The 19,098-nt window shown below is 69.7% G+C and carries 18 protein-coding genes and 1 tRNA gene; 11 read left to right on the top strand and 8 right to left on the bottom strand.

Going from position 1 to position 19,098, the window contains the following annotated elements:
* Positions 1-91 precede the first annotated feature (91 nt).
* Complete coding sequence (locus tag ACIN94_RS18400) at positions 92-748, bottom strand: SDR family oxidoreductase (protein WP_400707223.1); 657 nt, start codon at positions 746-748, stop codon at positions 92-94.
* 101 nt (positions 749-849) lie between these two features.
* Between ACIN94_RS18400 and ACIN94_RS18405 the strand changes: the two genes are divergently transcribed.
* Positions 850-1,347: a MarR family transcriptional regulator gene (locus ACIN94_RS18405; protein WP_400707226.1), complete on the top strand. Its 498-nt coding sequence runs from the start codon at positions 850-852 to the stop codon at positions 1,345-1,347.
* A 134-nt stretch (positions 1,348-1,481) separates the two neighbouring features.
* On the opposite strand, the gene ACIN94_RS18410 is transcribed toward ACIN94_RS18405, so the two are convergent.
* Positions 1,482-2,846 carry a VWA domain-containing protein gene (locus tag ACIN94_RS18410; protein WP_400707229.1) on the bottom strand — a complete coding sequence of 455 codons (1,365 nt, stop codon included), beginning with the start codon at positions 2,844-2,846 and terminating at the stop codon, positions 1,482-1,484.
* Positions 2,847-2,946: 100 nt separating this feature from the next.
* Positions 2,947-3,798, bottom strand: coding sequence for an AAA family ATPase (locus ACIN94_RS18415; protein ID WP_400707232.1), 852 nt, complete (start codon positions 3,796-3,798; stop codon positions 2,947-2,949).
* 101 nt (positions 3,799-3,899) lie between these two features.
* On the opposite strand from ACIN94_RS18415, the gene ACIN94_RS18420 reads away from it, so the two are divergent.
* Positions 3,900-3,976: transfer RNA gene (locus ACIN94_RS18420), tRNA-Lys, on the top strand.
* Between the two features lie 450 nt (positions 3,977-4,426).
* Here the strand turns inward: ACIN94_RS18420 and ACIN94_RS18425 are convergent.
* Positions 4,427-5,089: a TetR family transcriptional regulator gene (locus tag ACIN94_RS18425; RefSeq protein WP_400707235.1), complete on the bottom strand. Its 663-nt coding sequence runs from the start codon at positions 5,087-5,089 to the stop codon at positions 4,427-4,429.
* Between the two features lie 83 nt (positions 5,090-5,172).
* Between ACIN94_RS18425 and ACIN94_RS18430 the strand changes: the two genes are divergently transcribed.
* A complete protein-coding gene (locus ACIN94_RS18430; RefSeq protein WP_400707238.1) occupies positions 5,173-6,072 on the top strand; it encodes an SDR family NAD(P)-dependent oxidoreductase in 900 nt (299 codons plus the stop codon).
* Positions 6,069-6,740, top strand: a complete 672-nt coding sequence (locus tag ACIN94_RS18435) for a carboxymuconolactone decarboxylase family protein (RefSeq protein ID WP_400707241.1) — start codon at positions 6,069-6,071, stop codon at positions 6,738-6,740. The genes ACIN94_RS18430 and ACIN94_RS18435 overlap by 4 nt, the downstream gene beginning before the upstream one ends.
* A gap of 456 nt (positions 6,741-7,196) precedes the next feature.
* Here ACIN94_RS18435 and ACIN94_RS18440 read toward each other — a convergent pair whose 3' ends face one another.
* The 3 genes from ACIN94_RS18440 to ACIN94_RS18450 all read right to left on the bottom strand — a co-directional run bounded on the left by ACIN94_RS18440 (position 7,197) and on the right by ACIN94_RS18450 (position 10,474).
* Positions 7,197-9,125 carry a Xaa-Pro dipeptidyl-peptidase gene (locus tag ACIN94_RS18440; RefSeq protein ID WP_400707244.1) on the bottom strand — a complete coding sequence of 643 codons (1,929 nt, stop codon included), beginning with the start codon at positions 9,123-9,125 and terminating at the stop codon, positions 7,197-7,199.
* 434 nt (positions 9,126-9,559) lie between these two features.
* The gene (locus ACIN94_RS18445; RefSeq protein ID WP_400707247.1) at positions 9,560-9,991 is read right to left on the bottom strand and encodes an Hsp20/alpha crystallin family protein; all 432 of its coding nucleotides are present in this window, start codon (positions 9,989-9,991) and stop codon (positions 9,560-9,562) included.
* Positions 9,992-10,126: 135 nt separating this feature from the next.
* Positions 10,127-10,474: an MmcQ/YjbR family DNA-binding protein gene (locus tag ACIN94_RS18450; RefSeq protein WP_400707250.1), complete on the bottom strand. Its 348-nt coding sequence runs from the start codon at positions 10,472-10,474 to the stop codon at positions 10,127-10,129.
* A gap of 233 nt (positions 10,475-10,707) precedes the next feature.
* Between ACIN94_RS18450 and ACIN94_RS18455 the strand changes: the two genes are divergently transcribed.
* Positions 10,708-11,343 (top strand): DUF4142 domain-containing protein, encoded by a 636-nt coding sequence (locus ACIN94_RS18455; protein WP_400707253.1) that lies wholly within the window; start codon positions 10,708-10,710, stop codon positions 11,341-11,343.
* A 30-nt stretch (positions 11,344-11,373) separates the two neighbouring features.
* Here the strand turns inward: ACIN94_RS18455 and ACIN94_RS18460 are convergent, their stop codons facing one another.
* Positions 11,374-11,970, bottom strand: coding sequence for a hypothetical protein (locus tag ACIN94_RS18460; protein ID WP_400707256.1), 597 nt, complete (start codon positions 11,968-11,970; stop codon positions 11,374-11,376).
* A gap of 220 nt (positions 11,971-12,190) precedes the next feature.
* On the opposite strand from ACIN94_RS18460, the gene ACIN94_RS18465 reads away from it, so the two are divergent.
* The 6 genes from ACIN94_RS18465 to ACIN94_RS18490 all read left to right on the top strand — a co-directional run bounded on the left by ACIN94_RS18465 (position 12,191) and on the right by ACIN94_RS18490 (position 19,079).
* Complete coding sequence (locus ACIN94_RS18465; RefSeq protein ID WP_400707259.1) at positions 12,191-12,652, top strand: S26 family signal peptidase; 462 nt, start codon at positions 12,191-12,193, stop codon at positions 12,650-12,652.
* A gap of 35 nt (positions 12,653-12,687) precedes the next feature.
* Positions 12,688-15,726 (top strand): BTAD domain-containing putative transcriptional regulator, encoded by a 3,039-nt coding sequence (locus ACIN94_RS18470; protein ID WP_400707262.1) that lies wholly within the window; start codon positions 12,688-12,690, stop codon positions 15,724-15,726.
* Positions 15,727-15,804: 78 nt separating this feature from the next.
* Positions 15,805-15,993, top strand: coding sequence for a hypothetical protein (locus ACIN94_RS18475; protein WP_400707265.1), 189 nt, complete (start codon positions 15,805-15,807; stop codon positions 15,991-15,993).
* A 115-nt stretch (positions 15,994-16,108) separates the two neighbouring features.
* On the top strand, positions 16,109-16,639 hold the full coding sequence (locus ACIN94_RS18480) for a MauE/DoxX family redox-associated membrane protein (protein WP_400707268.1): 531 nt from the start codon (positions 16,109-16,111) through the stop codon (positions 16,637-16,639).
* A 59-nt stretch (positions 16,640-16,698) separates the two neighbouring features.
* Positions 16,699-17,208, top strand: coding sequence for a hypothetical protein (locus ACIN94_RS18485; protein ID WP_400707271.1), 510 nt, complete (start codon positions 16,699-16,701; stop codon positions 17,206-17,208).
* Between the two features lie 14 nt (positions 17,209-17,222).
* Positions 17,223-19,079: an ABC transporter ATP-binding protein gene (locus ACIN94_RS18490; RefSeq protein WP_400707274.1), complete on the top strand. Its 1,857-nt coding sequence runs from the start codon at positions 17,223-17,225 to the stop codon at positions 19,077-19,079.
* Positions 19,080-19,098 lie beyond the last annotated feature (19 nt).

Below are 19,098 nucleotides of genomic sequence, written 5' to 3' on the forward strand. Positions count from 1 at the left end.
GCCATTCGAAGTTCTCGACGAGTACGCGGCACTTCAATCGGCTGCGTAGTCAACAACCGCAGATTCCGCTGTCCGGAATGATCTCAGCCCCTCAGATCTCCTGGTAGCTCAGCGGTCTGTTGAGCACCTGGCCGATGATGGCGACCATTTCCTGCCGGGTGAGCGACTGCGGGCCGGTCAGCGAGAGCGACTGCCCCACCAGTCCGTCGGTGAGCAGCGCGCGGACGGCGACCTCGGCCAGATCCCGTTCGTGGATCGGCGCGTCCGTGGACGCCGCGTACGGGCTGCGGACGACGTTACCGGCGCGGATCTGGCCGGCCCACTGGGTGATGGTGTTGGCGGCGAACATGCCCGGACGCAGGATCACCCACTCAACGTCACAGCTGGTGACAGCCTCCTCAAGGACCTTGTGGTGCGTCGCGATCGTGTGCTCCCGGTGCAGGTCGTCGACGACGGCCAGCGCCGACAGCTGCACCACTCGCTTCACCCCCTGCTCCCGGGCGAGCGTCAGGAGGTCACCGGCGGCGTCCCCGACGGCGGCCGGGTTGAGGAAGAGGGTGGTGACACCGCGCAGAGAGGAGGTGATCGTGTCGGGCCGTGACGGATCGCCCTCGACGACCTCGACGCCGACGGGCAGGGAGGCGGTCCGCGGGTTGCGGGTGACCGCGCGGACCTCGGCGCCCTCGCTGATGAGCAGATCGATGAGGGGGCGTCCGACAGTGCCGGTCGCTCCGGTGACCAAGAGCATGACGACTCCTTATCCTCTGTGAAGGCTCCGGTTCTCCGAGTAGCCTTTTCGTATACATACGATATGAGAATCATATTATATGGAATCAAGGAGTGTGTCGCGTGACTGCTACAGCGCCCGAAGACGCAGACGACGTGAGGCGTCGGCGGCGGGTGACCGTTGCGATCAAGGAGTCACTGCGCGAGCTGAGCATCCAGCTGTCCTTGCTCAACCATCAGGTCGGCGCGCACGTTGATCTCAAGGACGTCGACTTCTACTGCCTCGACCTCATCAACCGTTACGGCCCGCTCAGCCCCAGCGCCCTCGCACGGCGCGCCGGACTGCACCCCGCGACCATGACCGGCATCCTCGACAGGCTCCAACGCGGCGGCTGGGTCATCCGCGAACGGGACCCGGACGCAGCCGACCGCCGCGCCGTCACCGTCCGGGCCCTACGCGACCGCAACGGCGAGCTGCACCGGCTCTACAGCGGGATGAACGCCTCGATGGACCAGATCTGCGCCGGGTATACCGACGCCGAACTCGAACTGCTCGCCGACTTCCTGCACCGGACCACCCACGCCGGGCAGGGGGCGACCGATCAACTGGCCGCCGGCTGAGGCAACGCCTCGGCGCGTAGGACGGCGAACTGGGCGATATGGGGCTCCAGCGTAGGTGGCCGCTTCTGCCGCTGCCGGTAAACGGCCAGACGGTGACTTCCACCCGGCATGGCCGGTTCTCATCGCCGGAATCGTCAGGTGAGTTCCTCGATGAAGGCCGAGAGCTGGACGATGTTGCGGCATTCGCGCATCGGGACGACCCCGCCGTAGGCGCCTGCCAGCGAGTCGCCGGTGTCCCACTGGCTCACCGGTTCCGGGTTGAGCCAGTAGGCGTGCCGGGCCTGGCGGCTCAGCCGTCGCAGCGTCTCCAGCGCGGGTGCCTGGTAGTTGGAGCGGGCGTCGCCCAGGATCAGCAGGGATGTCTTCGGCCCGATGGCGTCGCCATACCGTTCGGTGAACCGTTCGAACGCGTGGCCGTAGTTGGTCCGGCCGAAGCGCACCATGTCGGCCTCGGCGGCCAGCCGGGTCATCGCCTCCACGACGTCGGCGCCGGGGACGAAAAACCGGGTGATCTCGTCCACGGTGTCCACGAAGCCGAACGCGCGGACCCGGGTGAACTGCTCGCGCAGCGCGTAGGTCAGCAGCAGTGTGAAGTGGGCGAAGGAGGCGACCGAGTCGCTGGTGTCGCAGAGGATGACCAGCTCGGGCCGGTGCGGGCGGCGCGGCCTGTTGACGACGGTCAGCGGCACCCCGCCGCTGGACAGTGAGGCCCGTACGGTCCGGCGGAAGTCCAGGCGTCCCCGGTGGCCGAGCCGGTGCTTGACGGTCAGCCGGGCGGCCAGGCGGCGGGCGAGCGGCTGGACCTCCCGGCGGAGCCTGGACAGGTCGGCCTTGGTCACCCGGAGGAAGTCGAGCTGCTCCAGCGGCGGCCGTACGGCGGTGCGCGCGATCCGCTCGATGCCGGAGTCCTCGGCGATCCGGCGGCGCACGTCGGTGGAGACGGCGTCCTCGAAGCGCCGGATGTTCTCCCCGATCCGCTGCCGGGCGACCTTCTCGGCCAGGCCGCCGCGCTCCTGCCCGGCCAGCACCTCGGCGAGCAGCCGGGCCATGAGCGTCTCGGGGGACAGCGCCCGCAGCACCGAGTAGGAGAACCAGTTCTGCCGCCCGGGGCCGGCGGGCTGGCGGCCGAAGCGCTCCACCATCGCCCGGGCGAACGCGTTCATCCCGTCGGAGCCCAGCAGCAGCTCCGCCAACCGGTCCCGCAGCTCGGGGACCTCGGCGGTCTCCAGGTCCGGCGCGTCGGGGCCGCCGTCATGGCGCTCGCCGTACAGGCCGGTGGTCGCGGCGGGAAACCACAGGCCGAAGAGCGTGTCGAACGCGGGCCGGTGCGAGGGCCGCTTGACCAGGGTCGTGGCGTAGGCGGCGCGTAGCGACTCCCGCTCGGCCAGGTCGATCATCCGGAGCGCGCGGGCCGCGTCCAGCCCCTCGGCGAGCGACACCGGCAGCCCGGCCTCCCGCAGCGCGTGCACGAAGCCGACATGCCGGTCGAGCAGGCTCATGTCCCGCCTCCCGCCCGGCGGTCGCCCGTGGCGTCCCCCGCCGCGCCGGTCCGGCCGCGTCCCGGGCCCGTCGGGTCGCATGCCGTGCCGGTCCGGCCGCTCACAGGGCGAGTTCCTTGCGGGCGCGGGTCTGGTCGGAGGCGTGCTTGAGCACCACCCCGAGGGTGGCGCCGACCGTTGCCGCGTCCAGGTCGGTACGGCCCAGCGCGAGCAGCGTGTTGGCCCAGTCGACGGTCTCGGCGATCGAGGGCGCCTTCTTCAGCTCAAGGGTGCGCAGGGTGGCGACCGTACGGGCGAGCTGCTCGGCCAGGCCCGCCTCGATCGCGGGCACCTGGGCCAGCACGATGTCGCGCTCGCGCTCCGGCGTCGGATACTCCAGGTGCAGGTAGAGGCAGCGCCGCTTGAGCGCCTCGGACAGCTCGCGGGTCGCGTTGGAGGTCAGCACCACGTACGGCCGGCGCGCGGCGGTGATCGTGCCGAGTTCGGGGATCGTGACCTGGTAGTCGGAGAGGACCTCCAGCAGCAGGCCCTCCACCTCGACGTCGGCCTTGTCGGTCTCGTCGATCAGCAGGACCGTCGGCGTCTCGGACCGGATCGCCCGCAGCAGCGGCCTCTCCAGCAGGAACTCCTCGGTGAAGATGTCGTCGTGGGTGGCGTCCCAGTCCTGGTCGGTCCCGGCCTGGATGCGCAGGAGCTGCTTCTTGTAGTTCCACTCGTACAGCGCGCGGGCCTCGTCGAGTCCCTCGTAGCACTGCAGCCGGACGAGGTCGGCCCCGGTCGCCGCCGCCACGGCCTTGGCGAGCTGGGTCTTGCCCACCCCGGCCGGTCCCTCGGCGAGCAGTGGCTTGCTGAGCGCGCCGGCCAGGAAGACCGAGGTGGCGATGGAGTCGTCCGTGAGGTAGTCCACGGCGTCGAGCCGCTCCCGGACAGCGGCGGGCGAGGCGAACCACATGTGTGCTCCAGGGCAGGTACCGAATGTTGTTCTACCTTAACGGTTGATCTCCGCCGATTTCGAAGTGCCCGGCGGAGTGCGCTATTCTTCAAGGGCTTCACGCGCCGCTAGCTCAGTTGGTTAGAGCAGCTGACTCTTAATCAGCGGGTCCGGGGTTCGAGTCCCTGGCGGCGCACCAGCGAGAGGCCCCAGGTCAGTATCACTGACCTGGGGTTTTTCATTTGGCGATCGCCTCAGTGGTGCCCCGCGCCCGGCGTTGATCACGATGGTTGCCCGTCGTTTGCTCGCCAGCCGAAATCCTGGTCGTAACATGATCATTGGTGCCGCCCGGATCTCTTCATCATCCTGAGACGTCCGGGGCCGCCTGAACGTGGTATACGGCTATCCCTCTAGTTCTACCCGTGGTGTGCATGCCCGATGGCTCCCGGTTCCTGGCCGTCGACCAACTACGCCAGGGCGGACGTGTCCCGTTCATCAGGGGTTGGGCGCAGGGGGTCGAGCACAGTGGCCGGATCCGGTCTGGCCGACGTCGACGCGCAAGAGGCCGCGCCAACACCCGGAGTTTCTCCGCACCGTAGGTCACTGTAATGTTCCGGGCCTCACGCTCGTTCGGTCCCGCACTGTTGTATTAGCCGCAACAGGTAAGGGACGTAGTGCGCAGGTCGCCGGTGAGGTAATGCTGGACGACGGGCGCCAGGCAGGCGACGAGGGCGTTCCGGTCCAGTGAGGCGAGCGGCTCGACACGCAGTACGTATCGGGCCGTGGCGATGCCCAGGAGTTGGGCTCCGGTGAGGTTGGCGCGCAGTTCGGGTTGCTCGCTGCCGATACTGTTGGCGATGGGCAACATGACCTCGTCGGTCATGAACGCCGCGATCATGGCCGACGCGCTGGGGGTGGCGGAAGCACCTCGGACGATGGCCAGTAGTCGGTTGCCGGTCTGCGGTTCCTCCCAGAGTTCGAGGTATCGCCGGGTGAGGCGTTGACCGAGGTCGGTCGGGTCGCCGCTATGGGCCAGCGCGACGAGGTCGCCGGTCGGGGGGTCGGTCCGGAGGGCGGCGGCGAACAGCCCGTCCTTGCTGCCGAAGAAGTGCAGCACGAGGGCGGGGTCGACGCGCGCGGAGTCGGCGACGCGGCGGATCGTGGTGGCGTCGTATCCCTGCTCTGCGAAGGCGCGTTGAGCTGCGGCGAGGATCGCCTCGCGGGTCTGTGTCGTGCCTGGCCTACGGCCGCCGGGCCGTTGAGAGCGGCTCTGTCCGGTGTTGGTTCCATCCACCCGCTCAGCGTAGTTCATCGGCGTTGAATTCCTCACCGGCCCAGAGTTAAACTCAACTGTGTTGAGTTCAACAGCGATGAATTGTCTGTGGGAGGCACGACATGTCAACGGCAGTGATGATCACGGGAACCTCGTCGGGGATCGGCCGCGCGGCCGCCCTTGCCTTGGCGGGCAGGGGGTTCGATGTCTTCGCCGGGGTGCGCAGGGAGGCCGACGGCGAGGCGCTGCGAGCGAGGTCGGGCGGGCGGATCACCCCGGTGGCCATCGACGTGACCGATCCCGAACTCATCGCGCGGGCGGTGCGGCGGGTGGAGGAGGCGACGGACGGTGCCGGGTTGGCCGGGCTGGTCAATAACGCCGGCATTGGGGCGCCGTGGCCGATGGAACTCGTCCCGCTGGAGGAGTTCCGCCGCCATCTGGAGGTCAACGTGACCGGTCAGCTCGCCGTCACCCAGGCGTTCCTACCGATGATCAAACGGGCGCGCGGGCGGGTCATCAACATCGGCTCCGAAGGCGGGCGCATCACGCTGCCGTTCCTGGGACCGGTGACCGCGGCCAAGCACGCCCTGGTCTCGGTCAACGACGCGCTGCGCATGGAGCTTCGGCCCTGGGGTATCCACGTGGCGCTGGTCGAGCCGGGGGCGACCAAGAGCGACGCGCCCGGCAAGCTCGTAGCCAGCGGCCGGCGAGCGGTCGCCGAGTTGTTTCCGCCCGCCGGGCGGGCCGACTACGCGGAGACTTTCGGGCAGGCGATCGACCGCATCGCGGCTGGTCACGACCGGCAGGGCAGTCCGCCGGAGGTGATCGCGCGGGCCGTGGTGCGCGCGCTGACCGACCGACGGCCGAGGACCCGCTACCCGGCCGGCGGGCACGCCAAGCTGCTCACTTGCCTCGCGCGCCTGGCGCCCGACCGCACGCTGGACATGCTGTTCCTGCGCACGCTGGGCCTGCCACGGGAATTCGGCGCCCGCGCGGTTGACACGGAAGGGGTGCGGGCATGACGAGCGCGTTGCCGGTGGAGCGGGTCGTCGTCCTCGACCCGGACTTCGGCCGGATGGCGGTCGAGGCCGGCGAACACGCGGTGGGACTTCCCGGCCTGACCCTGCGAGAAAAGGCGTTCACCTGGATCGCCAGCGATGTGTGCCACGGCCATCTCGGGCTGCCGTTCGAACTCCACCTCACCGTGGCACGGCAGACCGGGGCCGGCTGGGCCGAACTACGCGAGGTGTTGCGGCACCTGGCACCGTATGCCGGCTACCCCGCCGTGGTCGAGGCGTTCGCGCGGCTCACACAGATCCAAGGCCCGCAGGGAGATCCCGGCATCAGCGCGCTGGACACGATGGACGCGACCGAGCCCGCCCTTCCTATCGGGGTCGACGCCGACTTCGCCAGGTGGGCCACCATGCAGCACACCGACCGCTGGTGCCGGCCGCTGCTGACTCACCGCGAGCGCGCACTGCTCTGCGTCGCCGTCGACGTCCTCCAGCAGACCCTCGGCGCGCCCCTCAGCGCGCACGTCCGTATGGCACTGGCCGCCGGCGCCAACGCCGAGACCCTGCGAGCGCTGCTGCGGGTTATGGGCGAACTCGGGATGAGCAAGGTATGGCAGGCGTTCCCCGAACTGGAGAACCACCTACGGCACAGCAGGAATAGCGCACCCCAGGAATAAGTACCCTGCGCCAGTAGTCCCAGGGCCCCGGCGTTGATTCGCTATGTCCAGTTCCGGCATGTTGGTCAGATGTTGTAGACGGCGAAGGCGGCATCGCGGTCGAGGAGGTCGCGGTCCAATGGGCGTCCAGACCCGACAGCAGTGCCTGGGCGGCGGCACGGGCGCCTTCTGACGCACGACATCGGTCACATATCCGCTGATCGCCGTATCCAGCATGTCGGCGTCCAACTCAGCCAGGACCCGGCGGAAGGTCCGTTCGCTGGGGGCGGTGAACCGGCCGGTGAACGGATCACGGTAGGCGCCCAGAAGATGGGGACACGAGCGCGACTCCTGTGGCGATCTCCGGATCAGATCGAACTGGTCGACACACCCGCCTGAGACGCGGGCGGGCCCGGCGGGGGTGCCGCCGGGCCCTGGGGTGTCGCCGGCGACATCGTCCCGGCGCGGTTCAGTGGATCAGTAGAGGCGGGTCTTCGGCACCGGCAGGTTGATCTGCTGGGGGCCGTGCCACGTGCCGTTGTCCTTCGGGACGTCACCGTTGTTCAGCGAGTGACCGACGCCGAGCACAAGCGGGATCTCCACCCTGCTCTTGTGCAGGTCGATGGTGACGTTCGTACCGGTGGCCTTCTCGCCGCTGTAGTTCGAGTCGGTTCCAGCGATCACCAGACCCAGCCGGTGCCCCTTCTTGAAGATGTACTCCTGCGGCAGGGTCTTCCACTTGACCTGGGCGTACGTCCCCGGGGTCAGCGGCGAGGACATGCTGAGCGAGTCGCGGTTCTGCACGTCGATCCAGCCGCGGGCCACGACCTCCAGCGGCCGGGTGGCCACGTTGGTGACGACCTTCTTGTAGCAGGCGCTGTCGGAGGCGGTGCTCTCGCCGTGGCAGCTCCGCTCGGTGAGGGTGGTGATGCCCTGCCCGCGCCGCCAGTCGACCCTGGTGTCCTCACCGAAGTCGACGAGGAGCGCGGTCAGGTTCGAGGTGGGCTTGTCGAGCGAGACGCGCAGGTCCACCTCGGGCGTGCCGGACATGCGCAGGTCGCGCGGGAACTCGCCGGTGGTGAAGGCCACCCGTCCGGGCTTGGCCGTGCCGACGTCGGCCACCATCGCGTCCTCGGACTGGCGGATGTCGGTGAAGGTCGCGGTCTCGCCGTTCTTGCCGGGGTTGAGGTTCAGCGAGCCGTCGGCCGACGGGCGGAAGAAGTGGGTCGACGCGGACGGGGCCGGCCAGTCCTTCTGAGTGATCCAGTCGGTCGGGCCGACCTGCACGTCGGCGCGGGGCTCCTTCATGATGCCGTTCTGCACGCCGTGCAGCCAGTAGTCGAACCAGCGGTGCAGGGTGTCGACCCACAGGTCGCGGCGTCCCTCGAAGTCGAACGGGTCCACGTGCTGGTACTGGCCGAGCCAGATCTTGCGCGGCACGTTCCGGTCCGCCAGCGCCTCCCACCAGGTGGAGAAGTTGTCGGGCTTGACGTTCAGGTCGTTGACCGTGTGCACGACGAAGACGCTGGCGTGCACCTTCGAGGCGTCGCCCAGCGAGCCGGCGATGTAGTCGCGCTCGGCCCAGAAGGCGTTGTAGTTGCCGGTGGTGTCGTCGGCGTCGACGTCCAGCTGTGCCCGTACCGCGGCGCACTTGGCGAGCGGGTCGGTGTCGACGACCCGCGACAGGTACGACATGTAGTTGAAGTTGTAGATCACGCCGTTGGAGCGCTGGTACTTGTACCAGGAGCTGATCGCGGAGATCGGGACGATGGTCTCCAGCCCCTCGACGCCGGTCGCCGCGACCGCGTTGGCCAGCGTGCCGTCGTAGGACTTGCCGATCATGCCGGCCTTGCCGGTGCTCCAGTCGGCGACCGCCGGCGTGCCGTCCGCGTGGTAGGCGGGGGCGCGGCCGTTCAGCCAGTCGATGACGGCCTTGCCGCCCAGCACGTCGGCCTTCCCGCCGACGTCGGGGCAGCCGTCGGACTTGGTGGTCCCGATCATGTCGACGTTGAGGACCGCGTACCCGCGGGGCACGAAGTAGTTGTCGTAGTACAGCGGGAACCTGGCGAGGTTACCGGCCGAGTCGTAGACCTTGCGCTCGGACTCGTTGCCTCGGCCGGAGTTGTCGTAGTACGGGCTCTCGTCGATGATCGCCGGCATCTTGAGCCCGGGACCCGACTCCCTGGGCCTGATGATGTCGACCCGGACCCGGTCCAGCCGTCCGTCGGAGTCGCTGTCGACGCTCGACTCGACGTAGACGTGCTCGCGGATGGCGTCGGCATAGGAGAAGACCGGCTGGGTGCGCCCTTCCTCGATGCTGATGGTGGGGGCGGTGGTCGCCTGGGCCGGGGCGACGCCAATCATGACCAGGGCAACGGCTATGAAGGCCGCTCGTAACTGTGGCACAGAGTCTCCAGAGACTGGGGGAACATCCGCAATCTCCAGGAGTGTCTGTATAGCCGACAAGATCCCTTTATGGGTTCGACATCACCTTGGCCCTGTTATGTGACATGGCACGTCGAGAGCGATGTCATGTCGCTCTGGGACGCTCGCATCTCGATCCGGCCCGCGCGGGCACGTCATCGCCCGGGGGCGGGAGGTGTGGTCCACCGCGTTCAGCCCGGACGGGAGGGCGCTGATCGGTGTGACCAAAGGCTCCGAGACGATCGGGTTCCGGGACACCGGTCTCCTGTACGGCGACGCAGAAGACCGGCTGTGCGGTCAGGCAGGCCCGGACCCTGCCGATGGATGAACGGCGGACGTACGTCCCTGGCCTGCCCTGTCAGGAAATCTTCCGGTGGCCTCGGCGGAAGCGGCATCGATCGTCTCGGTGAGCGTGATCAGGTCCCCGTCTGTGGCGTGGACTCGATCTGAATGCGCTTTCCCTCCTGCGTGGCGTCGGAGAGCTTGACGCTGACCTCCAGGATGCCCTTGTCGTAGGACGCCCTGACGTCGTTCTCGTCCACCCCGGTCGGCAGCGTGACGGAGCGGGTGAAGGAGCCGTAGCGGAACTCTGTCCGGTGCTGGTCCTTGTGCTCGTCGCGCCGTTCGGAATGGACCGTGAGAACACCGTTGGAGAGAGTGATCTCCACATCCTTGTCGGGGTCGATCCCCGGCAGCTCGGCCCGCAACACGTAGCGGTCGTTCTCCATGTAGTCCTCGAACTTGATGGGCTGGGTCATGGGCGGCCGTAGGGCGGCGAAGGGAAGCTCCAGCCAGTCGAACAGCTCAGGGACGAGGCCTCGCTGCTCACGGCGCATCGGCGTACTCATGTGTTCCTCCTTGGTCCCTCGTAATCTCCTCCGTCTACATCCCACCGCCGGACGGAGCACGGAGACAGGGGCCGAAGGTCCTCAGAGCACGGGGCTTTCGTTGGTCGTCCTCCGGTGGTCCGCCGGATGGGCGGCTCAGGGGTGGGTGGTCTCGTCGAAGGACTTCAGAACCCGTTGGGGAGCGCTCATCCGCCACGCGTCCGTGATGAGCTCGCGCAGCTCGTCCGCGGGCAGCTCGGCCGTCCGCACCAGCATGTACGGGTAGCTCTCGTAGTGCGGGGTGACGACGAAGACGTCGGGACGCTCCCCGGTGAGCGCCTTGCGCTCCTCCCGGGAGACCTTGAACACGGTGAACTCGGCATCCTCGTAGTGGCGCAGGAACATCCTGCCGCGGACCTTCAGTGAGGGGGTGCCCCAGGAGACGGCCTGCTCGACCTCGGGGAGCTCCAGGGCGATATCGCGCACGCGGTTGAAATCAGACACACTCCATGATCACACCTGGCCGTCCCTCCTTGCGCCCGTTCGGGCGAGATGGAGCCCTCGGTAGTCGGCCGCCCTCGCTCCTGGCGTTGGGGGAGGAGTGGCCAGGTGTGCAATGTAGTCAAATAGAGATATTTGGTACTCTATGAACCTTTTTGTCCACATGGAAAATTCTGTGCCGGGAAAGGCGTAAGGGGTGGAGGGAAAACCGCCACGACACGTTCCCGGAGGTAGTGATGACACTACGTACTCCGCTCACCGCGATCGCAGCGTCCTCTGTCGCCGCGCTGACCTTGATGAGCGGCTCACCGGCGTCGGCTCTGGCGCCGACGCCGACGCACAAGCCGAAACCGACGTCCTCCAGCGGGACCCATGGGACCCGGGTGTCGGCGCAGGACCAGCAGTATCTCATCCAGGCTCACCAGGGAAACCTCGCCGAGATCGCCGCGGGCCACGCAGCCAAGACCAAGGGGAAATCCAAGGAAGTCCGTTCGATCGGGGCCATCATGGTCGCCGACCACACCAAGCTTGACAACAAGCTCAAGAAGGTCGCGGAGCGGTACAAGGTGACCCTGCCCACGCAGGCCACGGCACGCCAGCAGGCCAAGTACAAGGAGCTGGAGGGCCTGTCCGGCGCGAACTTCGACAAGGCCTGGGTCAAGACGATGATCTACGGTCACCGCGCTGCCATGGTCGCGGCCAAGAAGGAGGTGGCGAATGGATCGGTGTCCCAGGTCAAGGCGGTCGCCAAGGCCAGCGAGCCCGTCATCCAGGATCACCTGAACCGGCTGCTCGCCGCGGAGAAGTCCGTTGGGGCTCTGGGAGAGTTCCAGCCGCCGACGCTCCTGACGGTCTCCGCGGCAACCAGATAACCACCTGCCCCCTGCCACCCGGCCTCCGACTCAGCAGCTCGCGGTCACCGCGGAGATGAACGCGTTCAGGTAAGCGGGGAACTCCGGCCGGGGCGGCTCCGGCGTCGCCGGGAGGAGCTCGACCGTACCGGGCACCAGGGCGAGCAGCGCGTCGGCGGTGTGCCGCTGGTGGAACGGATTGGGGATCGACGGTGCCACGGCCACGGGGAGATCGAGGCGGCGCAGGTCGGCGTCCGTCACGCCGCGCAGGGTCTGCCCGGCCAGCAGGTCCTCGATCGCGGCGGGGGAGGCACCCTGGGCGGTGAGCCCGGCGCGGGTGTGCTCGTCGACGCGAGGGTCTCCGGCGGTGGCCGGCCAGGCCAGGATCAGCCTCGCCACCAGGTCCGGGTGCGCCAGCGCCAGCCGTACGGCCAACGAGCAGCCGTTGGACCCGGCCAGCACGGTCAGCGGTCCGTCCGGCAGTGACCGTTCGACATGGGCGACCTCGGCCGGCCAGCTCTCCGGGCGGCGCAGCCGGTCCGGGAGGTGGACGTCCAGGCCACGCTCGCGGAGCGCGCCGGTGATGCCGGGGACGGTCCAGAACCGCCGGGCATCCATGTCCTCCCAGAGCCCACCGTGAATCAGCATCCATCGCATAGGCGCGCATTCTGCCGGATCAGTGCGGAAGCAGGGAAGGCAGGACTCCGGCCCCCGATCGGGGGTTCTCCGTGCCTGGTAACCGTCCGCAGGTGATGCCAGACCCCGCCCCGCCGCCTCGGGCCGGATGATCACTTCGCGCCCTGTTGACAGGGCCCCCGGTCAGTGGAGATCGTTTCCCGGGAGTGGATCGGGGGCGAGAGGGGACGTGTTGAAGTTGGTCGTCTGTGGACTGCTCGCCGGTGTTCTCGTGCTGGTCGCGGGTGTTCTCTGGGCCCGCCGCCGCTACGTGGTGGTCACCGTCGACGGGACGAGCATGGCGCCGACGCTGACTGGCGGCGACCGCGTCCTGGTACGGCGGCGGCGGATCGAGCAGGTGAGCCGGGGCGATGTCGTCGTGCTGGAACCTCCGCTGGATGACACCGGTCGATACGCGCCCGGACCGCCCGGGGCGGACGGCCGGCACTGGAACATCAAACGGGTGGCCGCGCTCCCCGGCGATCCGGTCCCGGAGGGGATCGCCGCCGGCGACGGTGTGTCCCGCGTGCCGTCCGGGACGGTGGTGGTCCTGGGGGACAACCCCGACAGTATCGACTCCCGGCAGCGAGGGTTCTTCCCCGCGGAACGGCTGCTCGGCGTCGCGCTGCGCCGGTTGGGCGGCCCGGCCCTGTAACCGATGACACCGGGGCCGGGAAGGAAGGCAGGATCTTGAGATTTCGACTCCTCGGCCCGCTGCGGATCGAGGCGGGCGGCTCACCCGTGCGGATCGCGGCACCGAAGCAGCGCACGGTCCTCGCCCTGCTGCTCGCGCGTGCCGGCCAGGTCGTCCCGGTCCGGTCGCTGGTGACGGAGGTGTGGGACGAGCGGCCGCCCCGTTCCGCGGTGGCGAACCTACGCACCTACCTCATGCAGCTGCGCAGGCTGCTGCCCCCGGCCGCCGACCCGTCCACGGAGCGGCTGGTCACCTCGGACGCCGGCTACCTGCTGCGGGTAGAGCCGGACGAGTTCGACCTGTCGCGGTTCGAGGCGCTGGCCGCACGTGGTCGCCAGGCGCTGGCCGGATGCGACCCCGGCGCGGCGCAGGACGCCTACACCCGGGCTCTCGCGCTGTGGCGGGGTGTGGCAGCCGAGGACGTGCCGCTGGGGCCGACCCTGCGGGAGGTGGTCGCCCGTCTGACCGACCAGTATCTGAGCGCGGTGGAGGAGCACACCGAACTCCAGCTCACGCTCGGCAGCCCCACGGCGGCGGTCAGCGGGCTGCGCGAGCTGATCGGCCGGTACCCCCTGCGGGAGCGGCTGTACTGCCAGCTCATGGTGGCCCTGTACCGGTGCGGCGACGTGACCGGCGCGCTGGAGGCGTTCGGGACGGCCCGCCGGGTCCTGGCCGACGAACTCGGGCTCGACCCCGGCCCCGAGCTGCGCCGCCTGCACCAGGCGGTCCTGCGCCGGGATGCGGACCTGCTGTCACCGGGCGGGTCGCCGGTCGGTGGGGACACCGCTGTGACCGTGCGGCCGTCGGTCGGTGGGGACACCGCGGTGACCGTGCGGCAGTCGGCCGGGCGCCCCCGCCAGCTGCCGAGGGAGCCGGCGGTGTTCGTGGGCCGGTCGGACGAGCTCGCCCGGATGCTCGCCGTACTGTGCGGCGGCCCGGAACCGGGTGTGGGACCGGACGCGCCGGCACCGTACGGTCCCGGTGGCCCGGAACCGGTTGCGGGACCGCGCGTGCTGGCGCTGCACGGCCCCGGCGGGGTCGGCAAGTCGACGCTGACGCTGCGGGCGGCGTACGCCGTGGCCGACCACTACGCCGACGGCCAGCTCTACGCCGATCTGCAGGGGGCGAGTCCGGGCCTGCTTCCGTTGCGGCCCGCCGAGGTGCTCGGCCGGTTCCTGCGGGCCCTGGGAGTGCCCCACGGCGACGTCCCCGTGGCGCAGGCCGAGGCGGCCGCCCACTACCAGTCGCTGCTGGCCGGCCGGCGGGTCCTGGTCGTCCTGGACAACGCCGTCGACGCCGCCCAGGTGGCGCCGCTGCTGCCGGCGGGCGGCGGCTGCGCGGCGCTGGTCACCAGCCGGACGGCGCTGACCACCTTGGACGCCGTGCCGATCGCCGTGAAGGTGTTCGACGAGCCGGACTCGGTGCGGATGCTCACGTTGCTGGCGGGCCAGGCCCGGGTGGACGCCGAGGCCGGGGCGGCGGCCGACATCGCGCGCTGGTGCGGCTACCACCCGCTGGCGCTGCGCATCGCCGCCGCCCGTCTCGCCGGCCGCCCCGACTGGTCACTCGCGCGGTTCGGCGAGCGGCTGCGGGACCAGCGGCGGCGGCTGGACGAGCTGCGGGTGGCCGACCTGGGCATCCGTTCCTGTTTCGAGGTCAGCTACGGGACGCTGACGGGCGGGGCGGATCCGGCCAGAGCCGAGGCCGCGCACGCCTTCCGGCTGTTCGGGGTGCTCGGCGTGCCCGAAGTCAGCGTCGAGCTCGCCGCCGCGCTCCTCGACGCCGATCCGGAGACGGCCGAGGCCGCGCTCGACGAGCTGACGGAGGTCCGCCTGCTGGAGCCGGTCAGCGACGGACGCTTCCGCATGCACGACCTGCTGAGGTTGTTCGCCGCGGAGCTGGCCGCCGTCCACGACTCGCCGGACGAGCGCGCGCGGGCCGTCCGCCGGGCACTGGACTGGTACCTCGATGTCTGCCGGCAGGTGAACGACCTGCTCCAGCCGCATCTGCGAGCCGGGGACGGGCACCGGCCGGGCCGGCCGGACACCGGGGTGACCTTCCGCGACCCCGCCGAGGCGGTGCGGTGGTTCGAAACCGAGATGCCGTGCCTGATCGCCGCCGCCGTCCAGGCCGCGACGCGGGAGCCCGCGATCGCGTGCTTCGTCACCGACCTGATGCCGCTGGTCAGGGCCCTGGCCACCAAGTGCGGTCTCTGGCGGGAGCTCGACACCGTCGCGCGGCTGGCCATCGAGGTGGCGCGCAGGCACGGCGACCGTTCCGGAGAGGCGGACGCGCTCGTGATGCTGGGGCTGGTGGAGTGGAGAAGCGACCAGCCCGGCACGGCCCGCGACTGTCTGCACCGTGCACTCGAACTCCGGCGCGGCCTGGGCGACCGGGAGGCCGAGGGGATGGCGCTGCACAACCTCGGCTGGCTGAGTATGCGCACCGGCGACCACGACGCGGCCCTCGGCCACATCACCGCGGGCCTGCGGCTGCTGGAGGCGCACGGGTCCAGCCGGGTCGGCATGGTCAGGCACAATCTGGGCGAGGTCCTGCTGAGGCTCGGCCGGTTCACCGAGGCGGCCGACTGCTTCGAACGGTGCCTGGCCATCCGGAGGTCGGACGGCGACGCCTTCGGGGAGAGCATCACCCTGGCCGCGCTCGGCCGTGCCTACTGCCTGCTCGACCGCCGTGACGAGGCGCTGGCCGCGCTCGATGACGCGCTACGGCACTGCTGGGAGACGGGCAACCGGGAGGACGAGTGGGAGGTGCTGCTCAGCAGGTCCGAGATCTGGCTGCGGCACGACGACCCGGCTGCCGCCGCGGCCGACCTGGCCCGGGTCCTGGAGCTGACCGCCCAGACGGGTGACGCCTACGGCCAGGCCGCCGCCACCCGCCAGCTCGTCAGGGTGCACGCCGCGCTGGGCGACCCGCGTGCCGCGGCACGGGACGCCCACCGGGCCGAGGAGCTCTTCGCCTCACCCGTCATACGGTGCGATCCGGTGCTGGAGATGCTGCTCACCGCCCGGTTGTAGCTGGGCTGTATCAGCGGCTGTATTTCCCCAAAATAGCGTTTCGGCTGCCCACATCGCTCGATGAAGGACTGAACCCACATGAACGTTCTGGGAAAGCTCGGCGACCACCTCCTCGAGAAGCTGGTACCGAAGGCGACTGCGAAGGCTGACGCCTCCTTCTGGCAGACCTGCTACTGCTACGGGACGACCAGATACGCCAAGCTCTGCTACATCGTCGGCGGTACGACCGGCTGCGTGCAGGGCTGCGAGAAGCACGGAAGTTGCTGACCGAGCCGAACCCGTAGTCCGGACTCCGAGCGTGTTTCGCGGATCCTCACCACACGGGGATCCGCGAAACACGCCGGACAGTACGACTCGTGAGACGGTGAAGATGCTCTATCTGATGATCGCATGCCAGGCGTTGCTGGCCGGCGTCTTCGTGATCGCGCTGGCGGGCAAGGTTCGCGGGCGGGCGGCGCTCGACGAGTTCGTGGCCTCGATCGTGGCCCTCGGGATGTTCCCGCGCGCGAGGTCCGTGGTGGCGGCGTACGCCGTGCTGGGGGCGGAGGCCGTGGTGATCCTCGCACTCGTGCTGCCGTACACCCTGCTTTTGGGCTTCGCGGCGGCGACGGCGTTGCTCATCGTCCTGACCGCCGGTATCTCGGCCGCCTTGCGACGGGGACGGCACACGCCGTGCCGGTGCTTCGGCGCTTCCGTCACCCCGCTGGGCCGGACACACGTGGTGCGCAATCTCGTTCTGGTGGCGGTCGGCTGTATCGGGTTCGCGGCCGGTGCCGCCGCCGGCGACGCCGGGTCCGCGGCGCACCCGGCCGGTGTCGCCCTCGCGTTGGCCACCGCCGCCGTGGGTGCCCTGATCGTGGTGCGCCTCGATGACCTGATGGGCCTGTTCACCACTTCCGTCTCGCCGCGCTGACGTGCGAGGCGTGCCGGCCTGATGTCCCTAAGCCTGATGTCCTTAAGCGAGGTTGTCCGATGACTTTCCTGATCGCCGCCGTCGTGCTGGTCGGCGTGCTCTGCGTCTTCGACCTGCTGCTCACCTTCGCGGTACTGCGCCGCCTTCGCGAGCACGCCGCCGAGTTGGCACGCCTCGCCGGACAGCCGCGATTCGCTCCTTACAACCCGGGAGCCCTGGTCGGACGCACCCTGCCCCAGACCGACACGGACGGCGTCGACCGGCCGCAGCTCGTGGCGTTCTTCGACGTCAACTGCGATGCGTGCCACGAGCACGCGCCACAGTTCGCCGTCGCGGCCCGCACCTACGCCGCCATGGCGGTCGTCTCCGGTGGCGGTCCGAAGATCGACGACCTCCTCGAGGCGGTTGGCGGCGTGGCGAGCGTCATCACGGCCGAACGCGCCGACAAGCTGGTGAAGGCGGTAGGCGTCGAAGCCTTCCCGACATTCCTGCGCGTCGGCCCGGACGGCACGATCGTGGAGGCGCAGACGGAGCTTTCGGCCCTCGCCGAGATGGCGCCGGCGAGGTGACGACATCTCCGGCCTTGGCCGCGAAGCCAGGTGGAGGTCGGCTGCGGCGGCTGCTGCGAGATGTCGGCACGGTGGCGTCACTGTGCTGGCGGGCCGGACCCGGTCTGGCGGCGTCCCAGCTGGCGGTCACCGTCGTCGGCGGCCTGCTGCCCGTGGGGACCGTGTGGATGACGAAGCTTCTCATCGACGAGCTGGCGACCGGTCGCCCCGATCGCGTACTGCTGCCGGTCAGCGGCCTCACCGCCATCGGGCTGGTCTCCGGGGTGCTGCCGCAGCTCACCGCGTACCTGCGGGCTGAGTCGGAGCGCAGGCTGGATCGTCTGATGCAGGACCGCCTGTACACGGCGGTGAACGGATTCCAGGGCCTGTCAAGGTTCGAGAATCCGGCGTTCCTGGACGGGCTGCGCCTGGCCACCCAGGCTTCAGGAAGCACGTTGGCGCCCATCACCTCGGGTCTGTTCGACATCGGGCGCAATGCCATCACGCTGGTCAGCCTTTTGGCCGCCCTGGCCGTGCTGAGCCCGCTCATGGCGGGACTGGTGGCGCTGGCGGCGATTCCCGCCCTGGTCGCCCGGATGTCGCTGGAGAAGCGGCGGATGATAATGATCGCCGGGCAGTCCACGTCGATCCGGCGGCAAATCTTCTACTCTTCCCTGATCACCGATGTGCAAGCCGCGAAAGAGGTCCGGCTCTTCGGGCTGGGCGGCTTCCTCAAGGACCGGATGTTCGGGGAGCTGGCCACCGTCCAGGCCAGTGAGCGGCGGCTGGACCGGCGGGAGGCGCTCACCCAATCGCTGCTCGCGATGCTCTCCGCCGCGGTCAGCGGCGTGGGGTTGATCTGGGCGGTGTACGCCGCGGTGGACGGCCGGTTGACCCTCGGCGACGTGACCGCGTTCGCCGCCGCCGTGGCCGGAACGCAGGGTGCGCTGATCGCGGTGGTGGAGAACGCGGCCAACGCCCGTCAGGCGCTGTCCCTGTTCGGTTACCACGAGCAGGTGACATCGCTGCCCGACGACCTGCCGCCGCCGTGTTGCTCCACGGAGGGACCGGCCGCCACGCTGCCTGCGCTGCGGCGGGGCATCGAGCTGCGCGATGTGTGGTTCCGATACGACGAGAGCCATCCATGGGTGCTGAGGGGAGTCGACCTGACAATTCCGCACGGCGCGACGGTCGCGCTGGTGGGGCTCAACGGGGCCGGCAAGAGCACTTTGATCAAGCTGCTCTGCCGGTTCTATGATCCGTCCCGGGGGGCGATCCTCTGGGACGGCGTGGACCTGCGCGCCGTACCGCCTGCCGAGCTGCGCGCCAGGATGGGCGTGCTCTTCCAGGACTACATGAGCTACGACCTGACCGCGGCGGAGAACATCGGGGTGGGGGAGATCGAGGCTCTGTCCGACCGCGTCAGGATCCAGGCCGCCGCCGGGATGGCGGACGTCCACGAAATCGTCGAGGCGCTGCCCCGAGGCTACGACACGCTGCTGAGCCGGATCTTCTTCGGGGATGAGGACGGGGAGGACCCGCAGACCGGGGTGGTGCTCTCCGGCGGCCAGTGGCAGCGCCTGGCCCTGGCCCGCGCGATGCTGCGCGAGGGACGTGACCTGCTCATCCTCGACGAGCCCAGCTCGGGTCTGGACGCCCAGGCGGAGTACGAGGTGCACCGGCGGCTGCGCGAGCACCGTGCCGGCCGTACCAGCCTGCTCGTGTCGCACCGGCTCGGCGCGGTCCGCGACGCGGACCTGATCGTGGTGCTCGGTGACGGCCGGATCGTCGAACGGGGGACACATGACGACCTCACGGCCACGGGCGGGGGGTACGCCCGGCTGTTCGAGCTGCAGGCCAGGGGCTACCGCGAGGACGCCGAGGTGCAGTGACCGCCGGAGCTCCGCCGGA

The sequence above is a fragment of the Streptosporangium sp. NPDC087985 genome, from assembly GCF_044741965.1.
GTDB lineage: Bacteria > Actinomycetota > Actinomycetes > Streptosporangiales > Streptosporangiaceae > Streptosporangium.